This window comes from Flavobacterium sp. FlaQc-48 (assembly GCF_044007335.1).
Classification (GTDB): Bacteria; Bacteroidota; Bacteroidia; order Flavobacteriales; family Flavobacteriaceae; genus Flavobacterium.
Genome location: NZ_JBIPCR010000012.1, coordinates 20,243 through 35,825 on the forward strand (window position 1 = coordinate 20,243; position 15,583 = coordinate 35,825).

The 15,583-nt window shown below is 34.4% G+C and carries 17 protein-coding genes; 9 read left to right on the forward strand and 8 right to left on the reverse strand.

Going from position 1 to position 15,583, the window contains the following annotated elements; genetic code table 11:
- Nucleotides 1–43 precede the first annotated feature (43 nt).
- On the reverse strand, nt 44–1,114 hold the full coding sequence (locus tag ACHRWY_RS18000) for a branched-chain amino acid aminotransferase (protein ID WP_395356530.1): 1,071 nt from the start codon (nt 1,112–1,114) through the stop codon (nt 44–46).
- 308 nt (nt 1,115–1,422) lie between these two features.
- Here ACHRWY_RS18000 and mnmD point away from each other — a divergent pair, with 308 nt between their 5' ends.
- The gene (gene mnmD / locus ACHRWY_RS18005; protein WP_395356531.1) at nt 1,423–2,088 is read left to right on the forward strand and encodes a tRNA (5-methylaminomethyl-2-thiouridine)(34)-methyltransferase MnmD; all 666 of its coding nucleotides are present in this window, start codon (nt 1,423–1,425) and stop codon (nt 2,086–2,088) included.
- Between the two features lie 165 nt (nt 2,089–2,253).
- Entirely contained in the window at nt 2,254–2,451 is a 198-nt protein-coding gene (locus ACHRWY_RS18010) for a hypothetical protein (RefSeq protein ID WP_065450557.1), read from the forward strand.
- Nucleotides 2,452–2,485: 34 nt separating this feature from the next.
- Here the strand turns inward: ACHRWY_RS18010 and ACHRWY_RS18015 are convergent, their stop codons facing one another.
- On the reverse strand, nt 2,486–3,427 hold the full coding sequence (locus ACHRWY_RS18015) for a LysR substrate-binding domain-containing protein (protein WP_395356532.1): 942 nt from the start codon (nt 3,425–3,427) through the stop codon (nt 2,486–2,488).
- A gap of 107 nt (nt 3,428–3,534) precedes the next feature.
- Between ACHRWY_RS18015 and ACHRWY_RS18020 the strand changes: the two genes are divergently transcribed.
- From ACHRWY_RS18020 to can, 4 genes are all read left to right on the forward strand, one after another.
- Entirely contained in the window at nt 3,535–4,014 is a 480-nt protein-coding gene (locus ACHRWY_RS18020) for a Dps family protein (RefSeq protein ID WP_395356534.1), read from the forward strand.
- Nucleotides 4,015–4,146: 132 nt separating this feature from the next.
- Entirely contained in the window at nt 4,147–4,431 is a 285-nt protein-coding gene (locus tag ACHRWY_RS18025) for a hypothetical protein (RefSeq protein WP_395356535.1), read from the forward strand.
- Nucleotides 4,432–4,512: 81 nt separating this feature from the next.
- Entirely contained in the window at nt 4,513–6,168 is a 1,656-nt protein-coding gene (locus tag ACHRWY_RS18030; RefSeq protein WP_395356536.1) for a SulP family inorganic anion transporter, read from the forward strand.
- Nucleotides 6,169–6,280: 112 nt separating this feature from the next.
- Nucleotides 6,281–6,919, forward strand: a complete 639-nt coding sequence (can, locus tag ACHRWY_RS18035; RefSeq protein WP_395356537.1) for a carbonate dehydratase — start codon at nt 6,281–6,283, stop codon at nt 6,917–6,919.
- Between the two features lie 34 nt (nt 6,920–6,953).
- On the opposite strand, the gene ACHRWY_RS18040 is transcribed toward can, so the two are convergent.
- Together ACHRWY_RS18040 and ACHRWY_RS18045 are read right to left on the reverse strand one after the other, a co-directional pair.
- Entirely contained in the window at nt 6,954–8,156 is a 1,203-nt protein-coding gene (locus ACHRWY_RS18040; RefSeq protein WP_395356538.1) for an LETM1-related biofilm-associated protein, read from the reverse strand.
- A gap of 107 nt (nt 8,157–8,263) precedes the next feature.
- The gene (locus ACHRWY_RS18045; protein ID WP_395356540.1) at nt 8,264–8,791 is read right to left on the reverse strand and encodes a superoxide dismutase family protein; all 528 of its coding nucleotides are present in this window, start codon (nt 8,789–8,791) and stop codon (nt 8,264–8,266) included.
- Nucleotides 8,792–8,999: 208 nt separating this feature from the next.
- Here ACHRWY_RS18045 and ACHRWY_RS18050 point away from each other — a divergent pair, with 208 nt between their 5' ends.
- The 3 genes from ACHRWY_RS18050 (at nt 9,000) to ACHRWY_RS18060 (ending at nt 10,553) form a co-directional block, all read left to right on the forward strand.
- Complete coding sequence (locus ACHRWY_RS18050) at nt 9,000–9,437, forward strand: META domain-containing protein (protein WP_395356541.1); 438 nt, start codon at nt 9,000–9,002, stop codon at nt 9,435–9,437.
- A 34-nt stretch (nt 9,438–9,471) separates the two neighbouring features.
- The gene (locus ACHRWY_RS18055) at nt 9,472–9,993 is read left to right on the forward strand and encodes a DUF4251 domain-containing protein (RefSeq protein ID WP_395356542.1); all 522 of its coding nucleotides are present in this window, start codon (nt 9,472–9,474) and stop codon (nt 9,991–9,993) included.
- Nucleotides 9,994–10,067: 74 nt separating this feature from the next.
- Nucleotides 10,068–10,553: a hypothetical protein gene (locus ACHRWY_RS18060; RefSeq protein ID WP_395356543.1), complete on the forward strand. Its 486-nt coding sequence runs from the start codon at nt 10,068–10,070 to the stop codon at nt 10,551–10,553.
- A 66-nt stretch (nt 10,554–10,619) separates the two neighbouring features.
- Here ACHRWY_RS18060 and ACHRWY_RS18065 read toward each other — a convergent pair whose 3' ends face one another.
- The 4 genes from ACHRWY_RS18065 to ACHRWY_RS18080 all read right to left on the reverse strand — a co-directional run bounded on the left by ACHRWY_RS18065 (nt 10,620) and on the right by ACHRWY_RS18080 (nt 15,509).
- On the reverse strand, nt 10,620–11,714 hold the full coding sequence (locus ACHRWY_RS18065; RefSeq protein WP_395356544.1) for a glycoside hydrolase family 18 protein: 1,095 nt from the start codon (nt 11,712–11,714) through the stop codon (nt 10,620–10,622).
- A 282-nt stretch (nt 11,715–11,996) separates the two neighbouring features.
- Nucleotides 11,997–13,802, reverse strand: a complete 1,806-nt coding sequence (locus tag ACHRWY_RS18070) for an acyl-CoA dehydrogenase family protein (RefSeq protein WP_395356545.1) — start codon at nt 13,800–13,802, stop codon at nt 11,997–11,999.
- A gap of 45 nt (nt 13,803–13,847) precedes the next feature.
- Nucleotides 13,848–14,198 carry a four helix bundle protein gene (locus tag ACHRWY_RS18075; protein ID WP_395356546.1) on the reverse strand — a complete coding sequence of 117 codons (351 nt, stop codon included), beginning with the start codon at nt 14,196–14,198 and terminating at the stop codon, nt 13,848–13,850.
- 129 nt (nt 14,199–14,327) lie between these two features.
- A complete protein-coding gene (locus ACHRWY_RS18080; RefSeq protein ID WP_065450543.1) occupies nt 14,328–15,509 on the reverse strand; it encodes an acetyl-CoA C-acyltransferase in 1,182 nt (393 codons plus the stop codon).
- Between the last annotated feature and the right edge of the window lie 74 nt (nt 15,510–15,583).

The following is a 15,583-nucleotide window of genomic DNA, read 5'->3' on the forward strand; positions in this document are numbered from 1 at the left end:
TATTAAGCTGTTGGGTTTTTTATATCTAATATCTGTCTTTTAGTTATTGCACTTTTACAGTCCAGCCAAAAGTATCTTCAGAAAGTTTGTTTTGAAGATTGGTTAGTTTTTCTTTTAAAAGAGCAGCGTATGAATTCTCCACCGGAGCCATTTCATAATAAACATCCTGATAAGAGAAACCTTTGATAACACTGATAACTGCAGCAGTTCCTGCCCCGAAGATTTCTTTTAGAGATCCGTTTTTCGCAGCTTCTACTAATTCTGAAACAATAACCGGGCGAACTTCTACTTTAAGCCCTTCTTTTTCTGCCATCGCAATCAAACTTTTTCTGGTAATACCATCTAAAATTCTTTCGCTTGTAGGGGCAGTCAGTAAAGTATCGTTGATTCTAAAGAAAACGTTCATTGTTCCCGCTTCTTCCAGTTTTGTATGCGTGGCATCATCTGTCCAGATCACTTGTTGAAAGCCGTCTTTATTTGCCAGATTTGTTGGGTAAAACTGTGCAGCATAGTTTCCTGCAGCTTTTGCAGCTCCAATTCCACCATTTGCAGCTCTACTGTAATGTTCTGCAATAATAACTTTTACTTCACCTGCATAATACGATTGCGCAGGAGAAAGTAAAATCATGAATTTATATTCGTCAGAAGGATTTGCAACAACACCAGCACCCGTAGCAATCATAAAAGGGCGAATGTACATACTGCTTCCGTTTCCTCTCTGGATCCATTCCTGGTCAATTTTTAATAATTCATTTAAACCATCCATAAAAATAGCTTCCGGAACTTCCGGCATTGCCATACGAACGGCAGAATTATTAAAACGTTTAAAGTTTTCGTCAGGTCTGAACAACCAAACATCATTATTGTCATCTTTGTAAGCTTTCATTCCTTCAAAAATAGCTTGTCCGTAATGAAAGACTTTTGAAGAAGGATCCATTAAAATAGGAGCATAAGGTTTAATGACAGGATTTTGCCACTCTCCGTTTTTAAAATCACATTCGAATAAATGGTCTGTAAAAACAGCACCAAAGCTTAAGTTTTGAAAGTCTACTCCGCTTATTTTTGACGAAGTTGCTTTTCTGATTTCAATTTTGTTTGTTTGAGTTGTACTCATAATTATGTAAAGTTTTGATGTAATTTTCATTGCCGAAGAAGAATTCTAAAGCAATGATTTGGTGTGAAATAGAATTTACTGAATGCAAAATTAAGTAAAAATATATAATTTACTTAGTAAAACTGCATTATTTGCGCCCTTTAACTGAGATTTATTTATCTTATAATAAACTTTAAAAATTAAGACAATTTTATAAAGAATTTATGAAAAAACACCCGTTTTTTAAGGCTTTACGCATTTGTTTTGACTATTTTTGACTCTTAAAATACACTGATAGCCAGTAAAATCAGAACGTAAATTTCAAAAAAGTGAAAAGAGAAATAATTAAAACGCTAGATGGCTCAACGACAATTCATTTGCAGGAATGGGACGAATGTTACCATTCCAAGCACGGTGCAATTCAGGAAGCAAAACATGTTTTTATAAAAAACGGACTTTCATTATTTGGGAATAATCCGGTAAGTATTCTGGAAATAGGTTTTGGAACCGGTTTAAATGCTTTTATTACTTTTTTAGAATCCAAGCAAAAAAATCAAAAGATCGATTATGTTGGGGTAGAAGCTTATCCGGTTGAAGCAAAAGAAGTTTTAGCAATGAATTATGTTACGGAACTTGAAGCATTGGAATTTGAGAACATTTTTGAGAAAATGCATAAATGTGAATGGGATAAAAAAAATGAAATTTGCAATGCGTTTTCGTTAACCAAAAGGAAACAATTTTTTGATGAAATCGACGATTTTGAAATTTTTGATTTGATTTACTTTGATGCCTTCGGATATAGGGTACAACCGGAGTTGTGGAGTACTGAAATTTTCCGTAAAATGTACAATAGTTTAAAGCCGGATGGTGTGCTGGTTACATATGCTGCACGGGGAGTTGTTAAAAGAAGTATGATCGAAGTTGGATTTACAGTTGAAAAATTGGCAGGGCCTCCCGGAAAACGAGAAATGTTTAGGGCCTTTAAAAAGGTTTAAATGAACTGTTTAGAATGGTTCTATATTGATGTATGTTTATTAAGAAAACGTATTCGTTGCTAAAGTTTTTAAAAAAATAAGTTAAAATGAACGCGTATGAATGATATTTGATTAAATTTGTGCGAGTTTAAAAATATAGATAACCCCCAAAAATCTTATTTTATTATGTCAAAAATGATGTTTGATTACACGAAATCAATACTTGAAAGAGTAAGTTTCGATCCGATACTTTTCTGTAAAGAATTAGAAAAAGCTATCAAAACACTGTTACCATACGAAATGGAACAATTGCAGGAATGGTTGATGAATTTTATTATTGAAAAACCAGAACTAAAACAAAGTTTACTACTAATCAAAGTATAAAAAAAAGGAGCCAATTTGGCTCCTTTTTTTAGGACTATTTTTTTTGTAGCGGACTAATGATTTGAACATTCTGAAAAACAATTGCTCCTTTGACAACTCCGGCGATTGTAGATCTGAGGGCGTCAATGATTTGCATTTTTAATTCGCTCTTCGGGTAAATTAAACTTACCTCACGGGCAGGTTTTGGTTCCTTAAAATTTCGTAGTTTCAGTTTATCGGATTCTTTTAAGTCTAAGGTGTGCAAGTACGGAAGTAACGTTGTGCCCAAACCTTCATCGGCTAATTTTATCAGGGTTTCAAAACTTCCACTTTGAATCTGAAAATTATTCTGATCGATGTCAGTACCATTTTTGCATAAATTTAAAATTCCGTCTCTAAAACAATGTCCGTCCTGTAAAAGCAAAATTTCGTTGATGTTTAAATCGGCAACTTCGATTTCGTCTTTTTGAAAACTGGCATGATGTTCCGGGATATAAGCCACGAATGGTTCAAAGTAGAGAACAATCTCTTTTATTTTTTCATCTTCAAGCGGAGTTGCGGCAATCGCAGCATCAAGATGACCATTTTTTAATTTTAGAATAATTTCGTCTGTATTTAACTCTTCAATTAAAAGTTTGACCTTTGGATATTTCTTGATGAAGTTGTTTAAAAACATTGGCAAAAGCGTAGGCATAATCGTTGGGATAATTCCTAAACGAAATTCTCCTCCTATAAAACCTTTTTGTTGTTCTACAATATCTTTAATTCTGTCGGCTTCGTTTACGATATTTTTAGCCTGATTGACAATTTTCTGACCAATATCCGTAAGCTGAATAGGTTTTTTGCTTCGGTCGAAAATCAAAATATTCAGTTCTTCTTCAATTTTCTGAATCTGCATACTTAAAGTAGGCTGTGTTACAAAACATTTTTCGGCAGCCAGAGTAAAATTTTTATGTTCCGCAACAGCTAACACATATTGTAATTGAGTTATCGTCATTTTGATAGTAATTTTTGATGCAAAAATAAGAAAATATAATTTTTATTTATCTAAATTTAGGAGAACTTCTTTTAAATTTGTAGTAAATTAGTGTAAAAATAATAACTATGAAAACAAATATTTTAGGATTACCCGTTAAAGAATCAGAATTATTAGTAAAAGAATTAAATGTTTTATTATCGAGTTTTCAGGTTTATTATCAAAATTTAAGAGGCATCCACTGGAACATCCGTGGAAAACGTTTTTTTGATTTACACGTAAAATTTGAAGAATTATATACAGATGCTCAATTAAAGATTGATATGATTGCCGAAAGGGTTTTGACTATTGGAGGAACTCCGCTTCATACTTTTGAAGATTATATAAAAAACAATAAGTTAACCGTTGGTAAAAATATTTCTAACGATGAAAAAGCAGTCCATTTAATTGTAAGCTCTTTGTCTGATTTATTAAAAATCGAAAGAGAAATATTGAAACAATCAGATGAAATTGGAGATGAAGGGACTAATTCTATGATGAGTGACTTCATTGCCGAGCAGGAAAAAACCATTTGGATGATGAATGCCTGGCTAGAAGAAGAGCTGTAATTAATTGTCTTTTAATGAGATATAAGCAGAATGTTGGTTCGCCTTCATTCTGCTTTTTTATGTTTGTTAAATTTGTATAAAATTTTTGCTCTCAGGCTTTGATTTTATTTGTTTAACACTATTTTTGCTGCAATGAAATTAATCGCTCGCATATTATTATTCATATTTATTGCTTTTCTGGCAACGCCTGCTATTGTTACGGTGCTAAAGAAAAGTAATGATACATCTATGTTTTTCAGTTTTTCTGAAGAAGAGCATTCTCATAAAGAACTTAAGGCTGCCGTTTATCCGGCAATACTTCAGCATGAAGTTTTAATGCCGGTTTATATTGAAAAAAAGACCATCGTGTCTGAAAATATTGTAAAACTGGACAATATTTCTCCGAGCATTTTTGCTCCCCCTCCTAACCTGGTATAATACTTCCGATTATTTTGAACGAACTGCATTTTTGATTAAATGTGGTAAATCTTTAATGAATAATTTTTTTAGTATTGTATTATGACAAAAAAAATCAATCTTTTTGCCAACCTAAAATCTGATTTTGCATCAGGTTTAGTGGTCTTTTTGGTGGCTCTTCCGTTGTGTTTAGGTATTGCAATGGCTTCCGGAGCGCCATTATTTTCTGGTATTATCGCAGGTGTTATTGGTGGTATCGTTGTTGGTTATTTAAGCCAGTCGCATATTAGTGTATCAGGACCGGCAGCTGGGTTAACAGCTATTATTTTAACCGCTATTACGGATCTTGGTGCTTTCGATGTGTTTTTAATGTCTGTTTTTATTGCTGGATTAATTCAATTAGCATTAGGGTTTTTAAAAGCCGGAAGTATATCCAATTATTTTCCAACCAATGTCATTGAAGGGATGCTGGCGGGTATCGGGATCATCATCATCTTAAAACAATTGCCTCACGCTTTTGGTTATGATGCAGATTTTGAAGGTGATCAGGCTTTTGTTCAAAATGACGGAAGCAATTCATTTTCATTTTTATTCAATGTGTTAAATCATATTAATTTAGGGGCAGTTGTGATATCGGTTATTTCGCTTATCATATTAATTTCCTGGGAGAAAGTTCCTTTTTTAAAGCGATTAAAATTAGTTCCGGGAGCGCTTATTGCAGTAATTGCAGGAGTAGTTTTAAATGAATTTTTTGTTTCTACAGGAAGCTCATTGGCAATTGCGAAAGAACATTTGGTTTCTTTGCCAGTTCCAAAATCTTTTGATGAATTTAAATCAATTCTAATTACGCCAAATTTTGCTGCTGTTACAAATCCGCAAGTTTGGGTAGTTGCTATTACAATTGCCATTGTAGCTTCTATTGAAACATTACTTTGTATTGAAGCTGCTGACAGAATGGATGTTCAAAAGCGTTATACCAACACCAATGTTGAGCTTAGGGCGCAGGGTATTGGTAATATTGTGAGTTCGCTTTTAGGTGGTCTACCCATGACATCTGTTGTAGTGAGGTCGTCTGCTAATAATAATGCAGGGGCAAAATCAAAAATGTCGGCTATTATTCACGGTGTGTTATTGCTGATAAGTGTTTTGGCAATTCCAACGATTTTAAATAAAATTCCGTTGGCAACATTAGCAACTGTTTTAATTTTAGTGGGATATAAATTGGCTAAGCCTGCAACTTTTAAACATTTCTGGGAGAAAGGAAAATACCAATTCGTACCTTTTATCGCAACTTTGGTATTTGTAGTGGCTACAGATTTACTTAAAGGGGTTGCTTTAGGAATCATCATCAGTATCATTTTTGTTTTAAGAGGAAACTTAAAAAGAGCTTATGTGTTCAAAAAAGAAGAGTATGAAGATGGTGATGTTATTCATATCGACTTAGCCCAGGAAGTTTCATTCCTGAACAAAGCGGCGATTAAGCAAACGCTGAATGATATTCCTGAGAATTCTAAAGTAATTATCAATGCTCATGATACTGAGTATATTGCACATGATGTTTTAGATTTGATTCGCGAGTTTAAAGAAACCCGTGCAATTGATGATAATATCAAAGTAAAACTAAAAGGCTTTAAAAAAGCGTATGAACTGGAAAATACTCCTGACAGAGACAATCACGTTTCGATCGAACATTATTATGATGTTGCCAAAAGAGCACTGGTTAAAAAAGAAGTAACAAAAGAAAATTTTACAGATTAAATAAATTAAGGTATTCTTTAAGGTTGAGAAGTATTAAAAATTAAATAACTTTACAGGACAGTTATTTTTGATGCTCTTAAACAGATAGAAATACGATTCAAAAAACAAAAAAATGAAAGAGTTTTATAAACAAATATTAGAAAATAACAAACAGTGGGTTGAAAAATCATTAGCGTTAGACCCAAATTATTTCGCAGATTTAGCTAAAGGACAAACTCCGCCTTTATTATGGATTGGATGTTCTGACAGCCGTGTTCCTGCAAATGAAATCATAGGGGCTAAACCGGGTGAAGTTTTTGTACACCGTAATATTGCCAATATGGTAGTGCATTCTGATATGAATATGTTAAGCGTACTGGATTATGCCGTTAATGTTCTAAAAGTAAAACACGTTATTGTTTGCGGGCATTATGGTTGTGGAGGTGTAAAAGCTGCCATGGGGAATCAGTCTTTTGGAATTATTGACAACTGGATCCGTCACATTAAAGATGAATATCGTTTACACGATAAATATTTGAATTCAATTGAGGATGAAACGGAGCGTTTTAATGCTTTTGTTGAGGTTAATGCTAAAGAACAAGTTTACAACCTGGCAAAAACTTCAATCGTACAGGGAGCCTGGAAAAACGGTCAGGACCTGATGCTTCACGGATGGGTTTACGGATTAAATTCCGGTTTTGTAACCGATTTGAATGTAACGATCAGTTCAAATGAGGAATTAGATGAGGTTTATCAGCTAAGCAATCTATAAAAATTAAAAAATCGCCTCAAAAGGGCGATTTTTTTTATTCGTTTTCATCCAGATTTTCGTTAAAAGCAGAAGGCAATAAAGTGGGGATAAACTTGATTAAAATTGGCAATAATAAGCTTCCGCCCGGGAGCAAAAATATAGTCAGTGAAGGAATCGTTTTGCAAATATCCAAAAGTTGTTTTTTTACTTTCTTCTTTTCCTTGGCATCGAGATCTCTGGTAGTCGAATAAGCGAGCAGAACCATTAATTCTTTACTCTGAATAATTTCCTTAACCAGTCTGTTTTTGTTTCTTACAATCAATTTTACGACACTATGTGTCATTTGATCATAAAAATGCTTTACAGGATTGGAGTAATTAAAATAAGGGATTTTCTTTTTATGCGTGGTAATAAAAGTATGGGTTGTGTCGACACTTTTCGTTACAAAATCATCAGAAACGCCCATCATTGATCCTAATGAATATAAAAAGTAAGCTTCTTCATTTTCTACAACACCATCGCTCCACAATGCCATTCCGGCCATATCGATTAAATAATACTGCTCCAGCTTATTACTAAAATAATCCAGTTGTAAAGTCTCTAAAGTATCAACCGTTACTTTAGAAAATTTTGAATATCGGATAGAAGCCTCAAAAAGTTTAATTAATAAATCGTCGTGCTGCGATTTTACGGTTTTTGTTTTTAGTGCCAAAGCAACTATACCAAGAACGGTTTCTTCAATACGCTTAAGATATTTTTCAGGAATTGTCCCTTTTTCCAGATATTGTCTAAAAGCCAGGACATCAATAAACAAAAGGGCATTGGTAACTAAATGCGAAAAGTTTTTACTGATGATACTGTCATTCGTCTGAACGCGCTGATCTATAATGTTTTCTAAAGAAAGGGAAGGAGTATCTTTTGGAAGTAATATTTTGAACAAATTAAATCCTTCAGGATTCATTTCGTTGTAAAATTTTAAAACTTCGGCAATAAAGTTATTGGGCTCAGAGCTTCTTTTTTCCAGACAAAAAACATGATATAAAGTGTTTAATAAAGCAACCTTAGAGATTTCAGTCTTAAACCAGCCTTTTATAGGAACAGGAATTTGAGAATCAATAGCGATGATATGCCCATAGATAAATCCGGTTTCCCTAACTTTATAGTAAAACGAATCAGCAGTTTCAAAAGGAATGGCTTCTGAAAACTTTTGCTCGCTAAAAAACTTATCTATCCAGCCGTGTGCTGATGGGTTAATCATTATATTAAATTTATAGCTGCAAAGCTATATCTTTTTCTTGTTTTAGAAGGGATTAAAAATAAAATAACCACTAGATTTTTGTGAAAAATAGTGGTTATTGCTTTTTATTATTTGATTATTCCTGCGCAGGCAACTCTACCGCCGGCATTTCCTGTAGGCTGAGTGGTGAAATCATCTGTTCCCTGATGTACAATTAACCCTTTTCCTAATACATCTTTGGTAGCGTCACCACAACCAATACACCATTCATCAGTAGTTAATGTGATTGTTCCGTTTCCTTTTGCATCGGCAGTAAAGTTTCCTATATCACCTTTGTGATATTCGGCAACACCCCATTTTCCGTGCTTTTTAAAAGTTGGATTCCAGTGTCCGCCTGCAGAACTTCCATCAGCAGCAGTACAATCTGCTTTTTCGTGAATGTGGATGGCGTGAACTCCGGGTTGTAAACCAGACACTTTGGCAACAAAAGTTACTGTACCATTTTTTTCTGTAAAAGTAGCTGTTCCCGCAACTGTACTATTGCTTTTTGGCTCTAAATTTACGGTCAGGGTTTTGGCATCACTTGATTTTGTATTGGTCTTACAACCAATAATTAAAGCTGTAATTATAGCGAATGAGACGATTATTTTTTTCATATATGTGACTTTTGAATTAAAGATTAAGTAAATTTAACATAAAATTCCGACATTGATTGCCGCCAAAAGTTAAAAAAATCTAAAACTATCTATGGTAATTTAATCCCATTTTAAGCAAACATCAAAGAATTATTGCGTAAATTCGTATAATCCCGAAGAGAATTTTGAGAACCTGCGTTCGTTATTTTTTAATTTAATCTTTAAAAATATGATAAAGAAAATTTTAACTTTCATTTTTCTGGGTATACTTTTTACTTCTTGTACTGCTTCTAAAACTCAAAAAGCCAATTCAGATCCTACCCTTGAAGGTACCTGGGAACTTAATTATATAAACGGTCCGGGAATTGCCTTTGATGGTTTGTATCCGGATAAAAAGCCTACAATAAATTTTGAACTGAAAGAAAACCGTGTTTCAGGAAACAACAGTTGCAATTCTTTTACAGGAAAACTTAGCGTGAACGAACACAAAATTGATTTTACCCAACCTATGGCCGTAACTAAAATGATGTGTATGGATAATAGCCGGGGTGAGCAGGTTTTTATGGGTACTTTACCCAAAATAACTTCGTATGATATTACAGATGATGGCAAAACCTTACATTTTATCTCCGGAGATATTGCTATGATGCGATTTACTAAAAAATAAAAAAATACTTTTTAACGCTATTGAATATCTTTTTATGAAAACGAAACTATCCATTTTATTAGTGTTATGCTTTTTTTTAAGTTTTCCGGTTTTTGCACAGGAAAAAACAAAAAAAGAACTGAAAACAGAAAGAGATTTAGAGAAACAAAAAGAAATAGAAGCTCTTATTGATTCTAAAAAGTTTGATTTTGAAGCACAAAAAGCCAATCCGCAAGGAGGAAGGTTTATTATTTTAGACTACAATACCTATTTTTTAAAATTCAATACGGAAAAAACGACTTGTGATTTGCCATTTTTTGGACGGGCATTTAGTGTTCCGTATGGCGGCGATGGCGGAATTAAATTTGAAGGAGTCCCTGAGAATATTAAGGTAGAGAAAAAGAAGAAAAACTATGTTGTAAGGGCTTCAGTTAGAGGTAAAGAGGATGTTTATAGTCTTATTTTTTCAATTTTCTTCGATGGAGGAGCAACGCTTTCTATTAACAGCAATAACAGGGCATCTATTTATTATGATGGAAGAATCAGAGCCCCCGTGACTGAAGATATTCAAAAGTAAGATTATGTAATGTAAGAAAAATAAGTATATTTGATGACGCGTAAATTTTTAGAAACAAATTTAAAATTTAGACTATGAAAAAATTAATTCTTATTCTTGTTATGGCAGTTGCGTCATTCGCATCTTATGCCCAATCTTCGTTTAAGGAAGATGTAGATGTGTTGCAAAGTGTTTATGGTAAATCGAAAAGTGATCTTGTAAAGCAATACATGAATTTATCAGATACACAATCTGTTGCTTTTACCAAAGTTTACGACACTTACGAAACAGAGCGTAAAGCTCTTGGTCAGACCAAGTTTCAATTAATTAATGATTATGCTGCCAATTACGCTACCCTTACAGATGCAAAAGCAGATGAACTGGCAAAAGGAACCTTAAAAAATCATTTAGCTTATGAGAAACTATACTCTAAAACTTACGGACATGCTAAAAAGGCTGTTGGGGCCATAAATGCTGCTAAATTTATTCAGTTAGAAGTGTATTTACAAACTATAATCAGAGCCGAAATTTTGGAGTCTATTCCTTTTATAGGAGAACTGGACAAGACAAAAGTGCAATAACTTTCTTTATATAATGAAAAACGGCAACTATAACAGTTGCCGTTTTTTATGACTTAAAATGTATCTTTATTTAGAAGTTTTAACTTCATAAATTGCATTAACCATCCCGTCGTGAGGATTATCTAAGGTTAGTTCCCAAAACATAATGCCTCCTAATTTTTTAGACTTTACATATTCGGTTTTGGCCTTTATAGATGTAAGATCGTCTGATGTTGCAAAAGTTTTTGATGCTGTATTATACCAATAAGGAGCTTTTGCCTTATCATCCCAAAAATATTTCCAGCCGTTTGCTTCGGTGTAAGTTGTAGCAAAGTTTTTAAAATCAGCACCCTGAATGTGCTCTCCAGCCTGATAAAGGCCATTGTTTATATTTTCGACATTTTGCCATGTTCTGGAATAAAATGCACCTCCAATAATTAATTTTTCAGCGGGAACCCCTTGTTTTAATAAATAGGTAACGGCTCTGTCTGTAGATTCCTCTTTTGCATTGGTACTGTATAAAGGTGTATGATGTCCGGTAACTTTAGAGTATCCGTTTACTAAATCGTAACTCATAATGTTGATACGATTTACCAGTGGCGCTACAGCTTTCCAATCGATAGATTCGTCCAGATATTTTTGAAAACCTCCCGCAGCAAAACTTAACTCGTATTTTTTTCCTAAGGTAGCACGTAAAATTTTGATTAATTCTGTAAAATTAGGTTTGTCAGCAGCTTGAAATAAATGTCCAGGCAGTCCCTCAATTGCCGGATATTCCCAATCTAAATCTAAACCATCCACTTTAAAATAATCGCTCACTTCTTTTACTGATTTAGCAAAGGTAAGTCTTCCTTCGGCTGTTGAAAATGCTGCAGAGCAAGGTGCACAACCTCCCCAGCCACCAAGCGAAAGGACTATTTTAAGTTGCGGATTTGACGCTTTTAAAGCAACCAAATGTTTAATTGTTATAGAATCTTTGGTAGAATCAACACTTAATTTTCCATCTTTTAAATGACAGAAACTAAAAATAATTTGATTGAGTTTATTTATTTCGTACTGGTCAATTAATTTGGAATCACCTGTGTAATAGGCAATAATATCCATTTTTTTGTTTTTTTGCGCCATAATATTCGTAGTAAAACTGCACAGCAAAAGCAAAGCAATCAGGTTAATTTGTTTCATTTTATGTTTTTTGAAGTTTTAGAATGCTAAATATAAAACATTAGAATCTAAATTTTGCTATTGATCCTGTAACATAAACCTAATTTTAATAAAGATTTGTGAAATGATATTTTTTAAATCAGATAAGTCATATAAAAAAATATAAGTAAAGTGTTTTAATCAATATTCCTGTTTAAATAAACGGATATCACTTATAAGGTTAAAATAAAACAAAAAATAAACCCGCACTGTTTCGGAGGAGTGCGGGTTTAAACAAATTAAAAGCTAAAAACTATTTTTATATTAGAAGCAGTATTCGTTTTCTGCAACTAATTTTGATGTAATAACCTCCCTTAAAGCTACAACATTTGGATTGTTTGTATATTTCGTAAAACGTTTTAATCCCATTAACATCATACGTTGTTCGTCACCTTCAGCAAAAGAAATAATTCCTTCTTTTCCTCTTGAGTTTACAATATCTACTGCTTTGTATAAGTATAATTTTGCCATAGCAATTTGCTCTTGTACTTTAGCTTCACCTTGATTTTTGGCTAATTTTTCAGTTCTAAGAATTGTACTTTCAGCCATGTAGATTTCGATTAAGATATCAGAAGCAGCCATTAATAACTGTTGGTGAGAATCTAAATCCGGTCCGTATTTTTGAACAGCACTTCCGGCGACCATTAAGAAAACTTTTTTCAGGTTAGCGATAATTCCTTTTTCTTCAGCAAATAATTCAGAGAAATCAGGCGTGTCAAAAGATGGAATTCCCATTAATTCTTCCTGAACTTTCATAGCTGGTCCTAATAAATCAACATGGCCTTTCATAGCCTTTTTGATCAACATACCAACAGAAAGCATTCTGTTAATTTCGTTTGTTCCTTCATAGATACGAGCAATACGGGCATCTCTCCAGGCACTTTCCATTGGAGTATCCTCAGAGAATCCCATTCCGCCAAAAATCTGAATTCCTTCGTCAGCACAAGATTGTACGTCTTCAGAAACTGCCACTTTCAGGATAGAACATTCGATAGCATATTCTTCAACACCTTTCAATTCAGCTTCCTGATGCGTAGTTCCTTCCGCTTCACGAGCAGCAATTCTGTCTTCGATATCTTTTGCAGCACGGTAAGAAGCACTTTCTCCAGCGTAGGCATTAGTTGCCATTTCTGCCAATTTAGAACGGATAGCTCCAAAAGATGAAATTGCAGTATTAAACTGAATTCTTTCGTTAGCATATTTTACTGCATTTGTAGTCACTCTACGTTGTGCATCTAAACAAGCCGCAGCCAATTTAATACGACCAACGTTCAAAGCATTCATTGCAATTTTGAAACCGTTTCCTCTTTCAGACAACATATTTTCAACAGGAACTTTTGTATCGTTGAAGAAAACCTGACGTGTAGACGAAGCACGGATTCCTAATTTATGCTCTTCTTCATTCATAGAAATTCCGTTTGACGGATCGTTTTCTACGATGAAACCTGTAATATTTTTGTCATCTCCGATACGGGCAAAAACGATGAAAACGCTACAGAAACCTGCATTCGAAATCCACATTTTTTGACCAGTAATTTTATAATGAGTTCCATCTTTAGATAAAACAGCTTTTGTTTTTCCTGAGTTCGCATCAGATCCTGCACCTGGTTCAGTTAAGCAATAAGCTCCAAACCATTCTCCTGAAGCCAATTTAGGAACGTATTTTTTCTTTTGTTCTTCAGATCCATAAAGTGTAATTGGCATAGTTCCAATTCCGGTATGAGCACCAAAAGCAGTAGAGAAAGATCCGGTAGCTCCGGAAATGTAATCGCAAACCAACATGGTAGATACGAATCCCATTCCTAATCCGCCGTATTCTTCAGGAACCGCAACTCCCAGAAGTCCCAGTTCACCCGCTTTACGCATAGAGGATTCTGTATACGCATAATCTTTTTTCTCAAAACGATCTTTATGTGCCCATAATTCTTTGTCAACGAACTCTTTCACAGAGTCACGCATCATTAACTGCTCCTCCGAAAAATCTTCTGGTGTAAAGACATCTTCGCATTTTGTTTCTTTAACTAAAAACTGACCACCACGGGTTACGTTTTTTTCGATTGTATCTGCCATTTTTATTTTTTTTAGGTAAAAGATGAAAGAAGCAAGAAGCAAGATTTAATTTAACTTGCTTATGAAGCCTGTGGTCATCTTTTGAAATTCAATTATTTTGTTTTCTAATTTTTCTGTTTTTTCTTTTGTTACATAGTCATTTTGACAAGCTATTAACAATTGTGTTTGTAATTCAAATGACGAACCTAAACTAATATTTAGATAATGTTGAAAGTGTTTATTTCCTCTGTTTGAGCCCTCAGCAATATTTGAAGGCATTGAAACAGAACATCGATTCATTTGATTTACCAAACTATAAATTTCTGATTTTGGAAAAGTGGCGGTTAGTTTATAGATGTCATTTGTAATTTCCATAGCTAAAATCCAAATTTTCAAATTCTTAAAATTGTGTCTCATGTTTTTTGAGGCAAGATAAGAAAGAAAAATTAAAAAGTAAGTTTTTTACTACTTTAAAAGTCTTGTTTCCAGAATCTGTTTCCATTCCAAAATTAAGTCTTGCTTCTTGCTTCTTTCCTCTTAAAAAGGCTATAACACCTCGTAAATTCCCGCAGAACCCTGACCAGTTCCCACGCACATAGAAACAATTCCGTATTTACTACCTCTGCGTTTCATTTCGTCGAATAACTGAACAGAAAGTTTAGCTCCTGTACATCCCAGAGGGTGTCCTAAAGCAATTGCTCCACCGTTTACGTTTACGATATCAGGATTTAAGCCCAGTTCGCGAATTACAGCCAAAGACTGAGAAGCAAAAGCCTCGTTTAATTCAACCAGGTCGATATCTTTCAATTCTAAACCAGCTTGTTTCAAGGCTTTCGGAATTGCTTTTACCGGACCAATACCCATGATTCTTGGCTCAACACCAGAAGAAGCAAAGTTTACCAGTCTTGCAATTGGCTCAAGGTTTAATTCTTTTACCATATCCTCGCTCATGATCAAAACAAAAGCAGCGCCATCACTCATTTGAGATGAGTTTCCGGCAGTAACGCTTCCGTCAGCAGCAAAAACAGGTTTTAAGCCTGCCAAGGCAGCAACAGAAGTTCCGGCTCTAGGGCCTTCGTCTTGTTTTACCACGTATGATTTAGTTTCTTTTTTACCATTTTCATTGATGAAAGTCTGATCAACAGTAATCGGAACGATTTGTTTGTCGAATTTTCCTTCCGCTTGTGCTTTCAGGGCTTTCATGTGTGAGTTGTAAGCAAACTCATCCTGATCTTCTCTTGAAATTTTATATTGATTGGCAACCGCTTCAGCAGTTAAACCCATTCCCCAATAGTAATCTTCGTGACCTGCAGCGGCCACTTTATAATCCGGAGTTGGTTTGTAACCTCCCATCGGAATAAAACTCATACTTTCTGCACCACCGGCAATAATACAATCTGCCATTCCGGATTGGATTTTAGCAGTTGCCATTCCGATAGTTTCAAGTCCGGATGCGCAATAACGGTTTACGGTTACACCAGGAACGTCTTCTACTTTTAATCCCATTAAAGAGATTAAACGCCCAACGTTTAGTCCTTGTTCTGCTTCCGGCATGGCATTTCCTACCATCACGTCATCGATACGTTTTTTGTCAAAATCAGGCAGTTCATCCATCATAAACTGAATGGTTTCCGCAGCTAATTCATCAGGTCTTTTAAATCTAAAAACCCCTTTTGGTGCTTTTCCTACCGCGGTACGGTAAGCTTTTACTATATATGCTGTTTTCATTTGTTTTTGTTTTTTAAGATTCTAGGAAAAAGAGGCAAGAGGCAAGAAACAAGACAAACTTAATTTTGAAATCT

Bases quoted from the DNA above. Each gene is read 5' to 3' on its own strand.
- ACHRWY_RS18025 (WP_395356535.1), top strand. From the start codon at position 4,147: ATGAAATTAATCGCTCGCATATTATTATTCATATTTATTGCTTTTCTG.
- ACHRWY_RS18075 (WP_395356546.1), bottom strand. From the start codon at position 14,198: ATGAGACACAATTTTAAGAATTTGAAAATTTGGATTTTAGCTATGGAA.
- ACHRWY_RS18055 (WP_395356542.1), top strand. From the start codon at position 9,472: ATGAAAACGAAACTATCCATTTTATTAGTGTTATGCTTTTTTTTAAGT.
- ACHRWY_RS18080 (WP_065450543.1), bottom strand. From the start codon at position 15,509: ATGAAAACAGCATATATAGTAAAAGCTTACCGTACCGCGGTAGGAAAA.
- can (WP_395356537.1), top strand. From the start codon at position 6,281: ATGAAAGAGTTTTATAAACAAATATTAGAAAATAACAAACAGTGGGTT.
- ACHRWY_RS18020 (WP_395356534.1), top strand. From the start codon at position 3,535: ATGAAAACAAATATTTTAGGATTACCCGTTAAAGAATCAGAATTATTA.
- ACHRWY_RS18060 (WP_395356543.1), top strand. From the start codon at position 10,068: ATGAAAAAATTAATTCTTATTCTTGTTATGGCAGTTGCGTCATTCGCA.
- ACHRWY_RS18000 (WP_395356530.1), bottom strand. From the start codon at position 1,114: ATGAGTACAACTCAAACAAACAAAATTGAAATCAGAAAAGCAACTTCG.
- ACHRWY_RS18070 (WP_395356545.1), bottom strand. From the start codon at position 13,802: ATGGCAGATACAATCGAAAAAAACGTAACCCGTGGTGGTCAGTTTTTA.
- ACHRWY_RS18030 (WP_395356536.1), top strand. From the start codon at position 4,513: ATGACAAAAAAAATCAATCTTTTTGCCAACCTAAAATCTGATTTTGCA.
- ACHRWY_RS18045 (WP_395356540.1), bottom strand. From the start codon at position 8,791: ATGAAAAAAATAATCGTCTCATTCGCTATAATTACAGCTTTAATTATT.
- ACHRWY_RS18040 (WP_395356538.1), bottom strand. From the start codon at position 8,156: ATGATTAACCCATCAGCACACGGCTGGATAGATAAGTTTTTTAGCGAG.
- ACHRWY_RS18065 (WP_395356544.1), bottom strand. From the start codon at position 11,714: ATGAAACAAATTAACCTGATTGCTTTGCTTTTGCTGTGCAGTTTTACT.
- ACHRWY_RS18010 (WP_065450557.1), top strand. From the start codon at position 2,254: ATGTCAAAAATGATGTTTGATTACACGAAATCAATACTTGAAAGAGTA.
- ACHRWY_RS18050 (WP_395356541.1), top strand. From the start codon at position 9,000: ATGATAAAGAAAATTTTAACTTTCATTTTTCTGGGTATACTTTTTACT.
- ACHRWY_RS18015 (WP_395356532.1), bottom strand. From the start codon at position 3,427: ATGACGATAACTCAATTACAATATGTGTTAGCTGTTGCGGAACATAAA.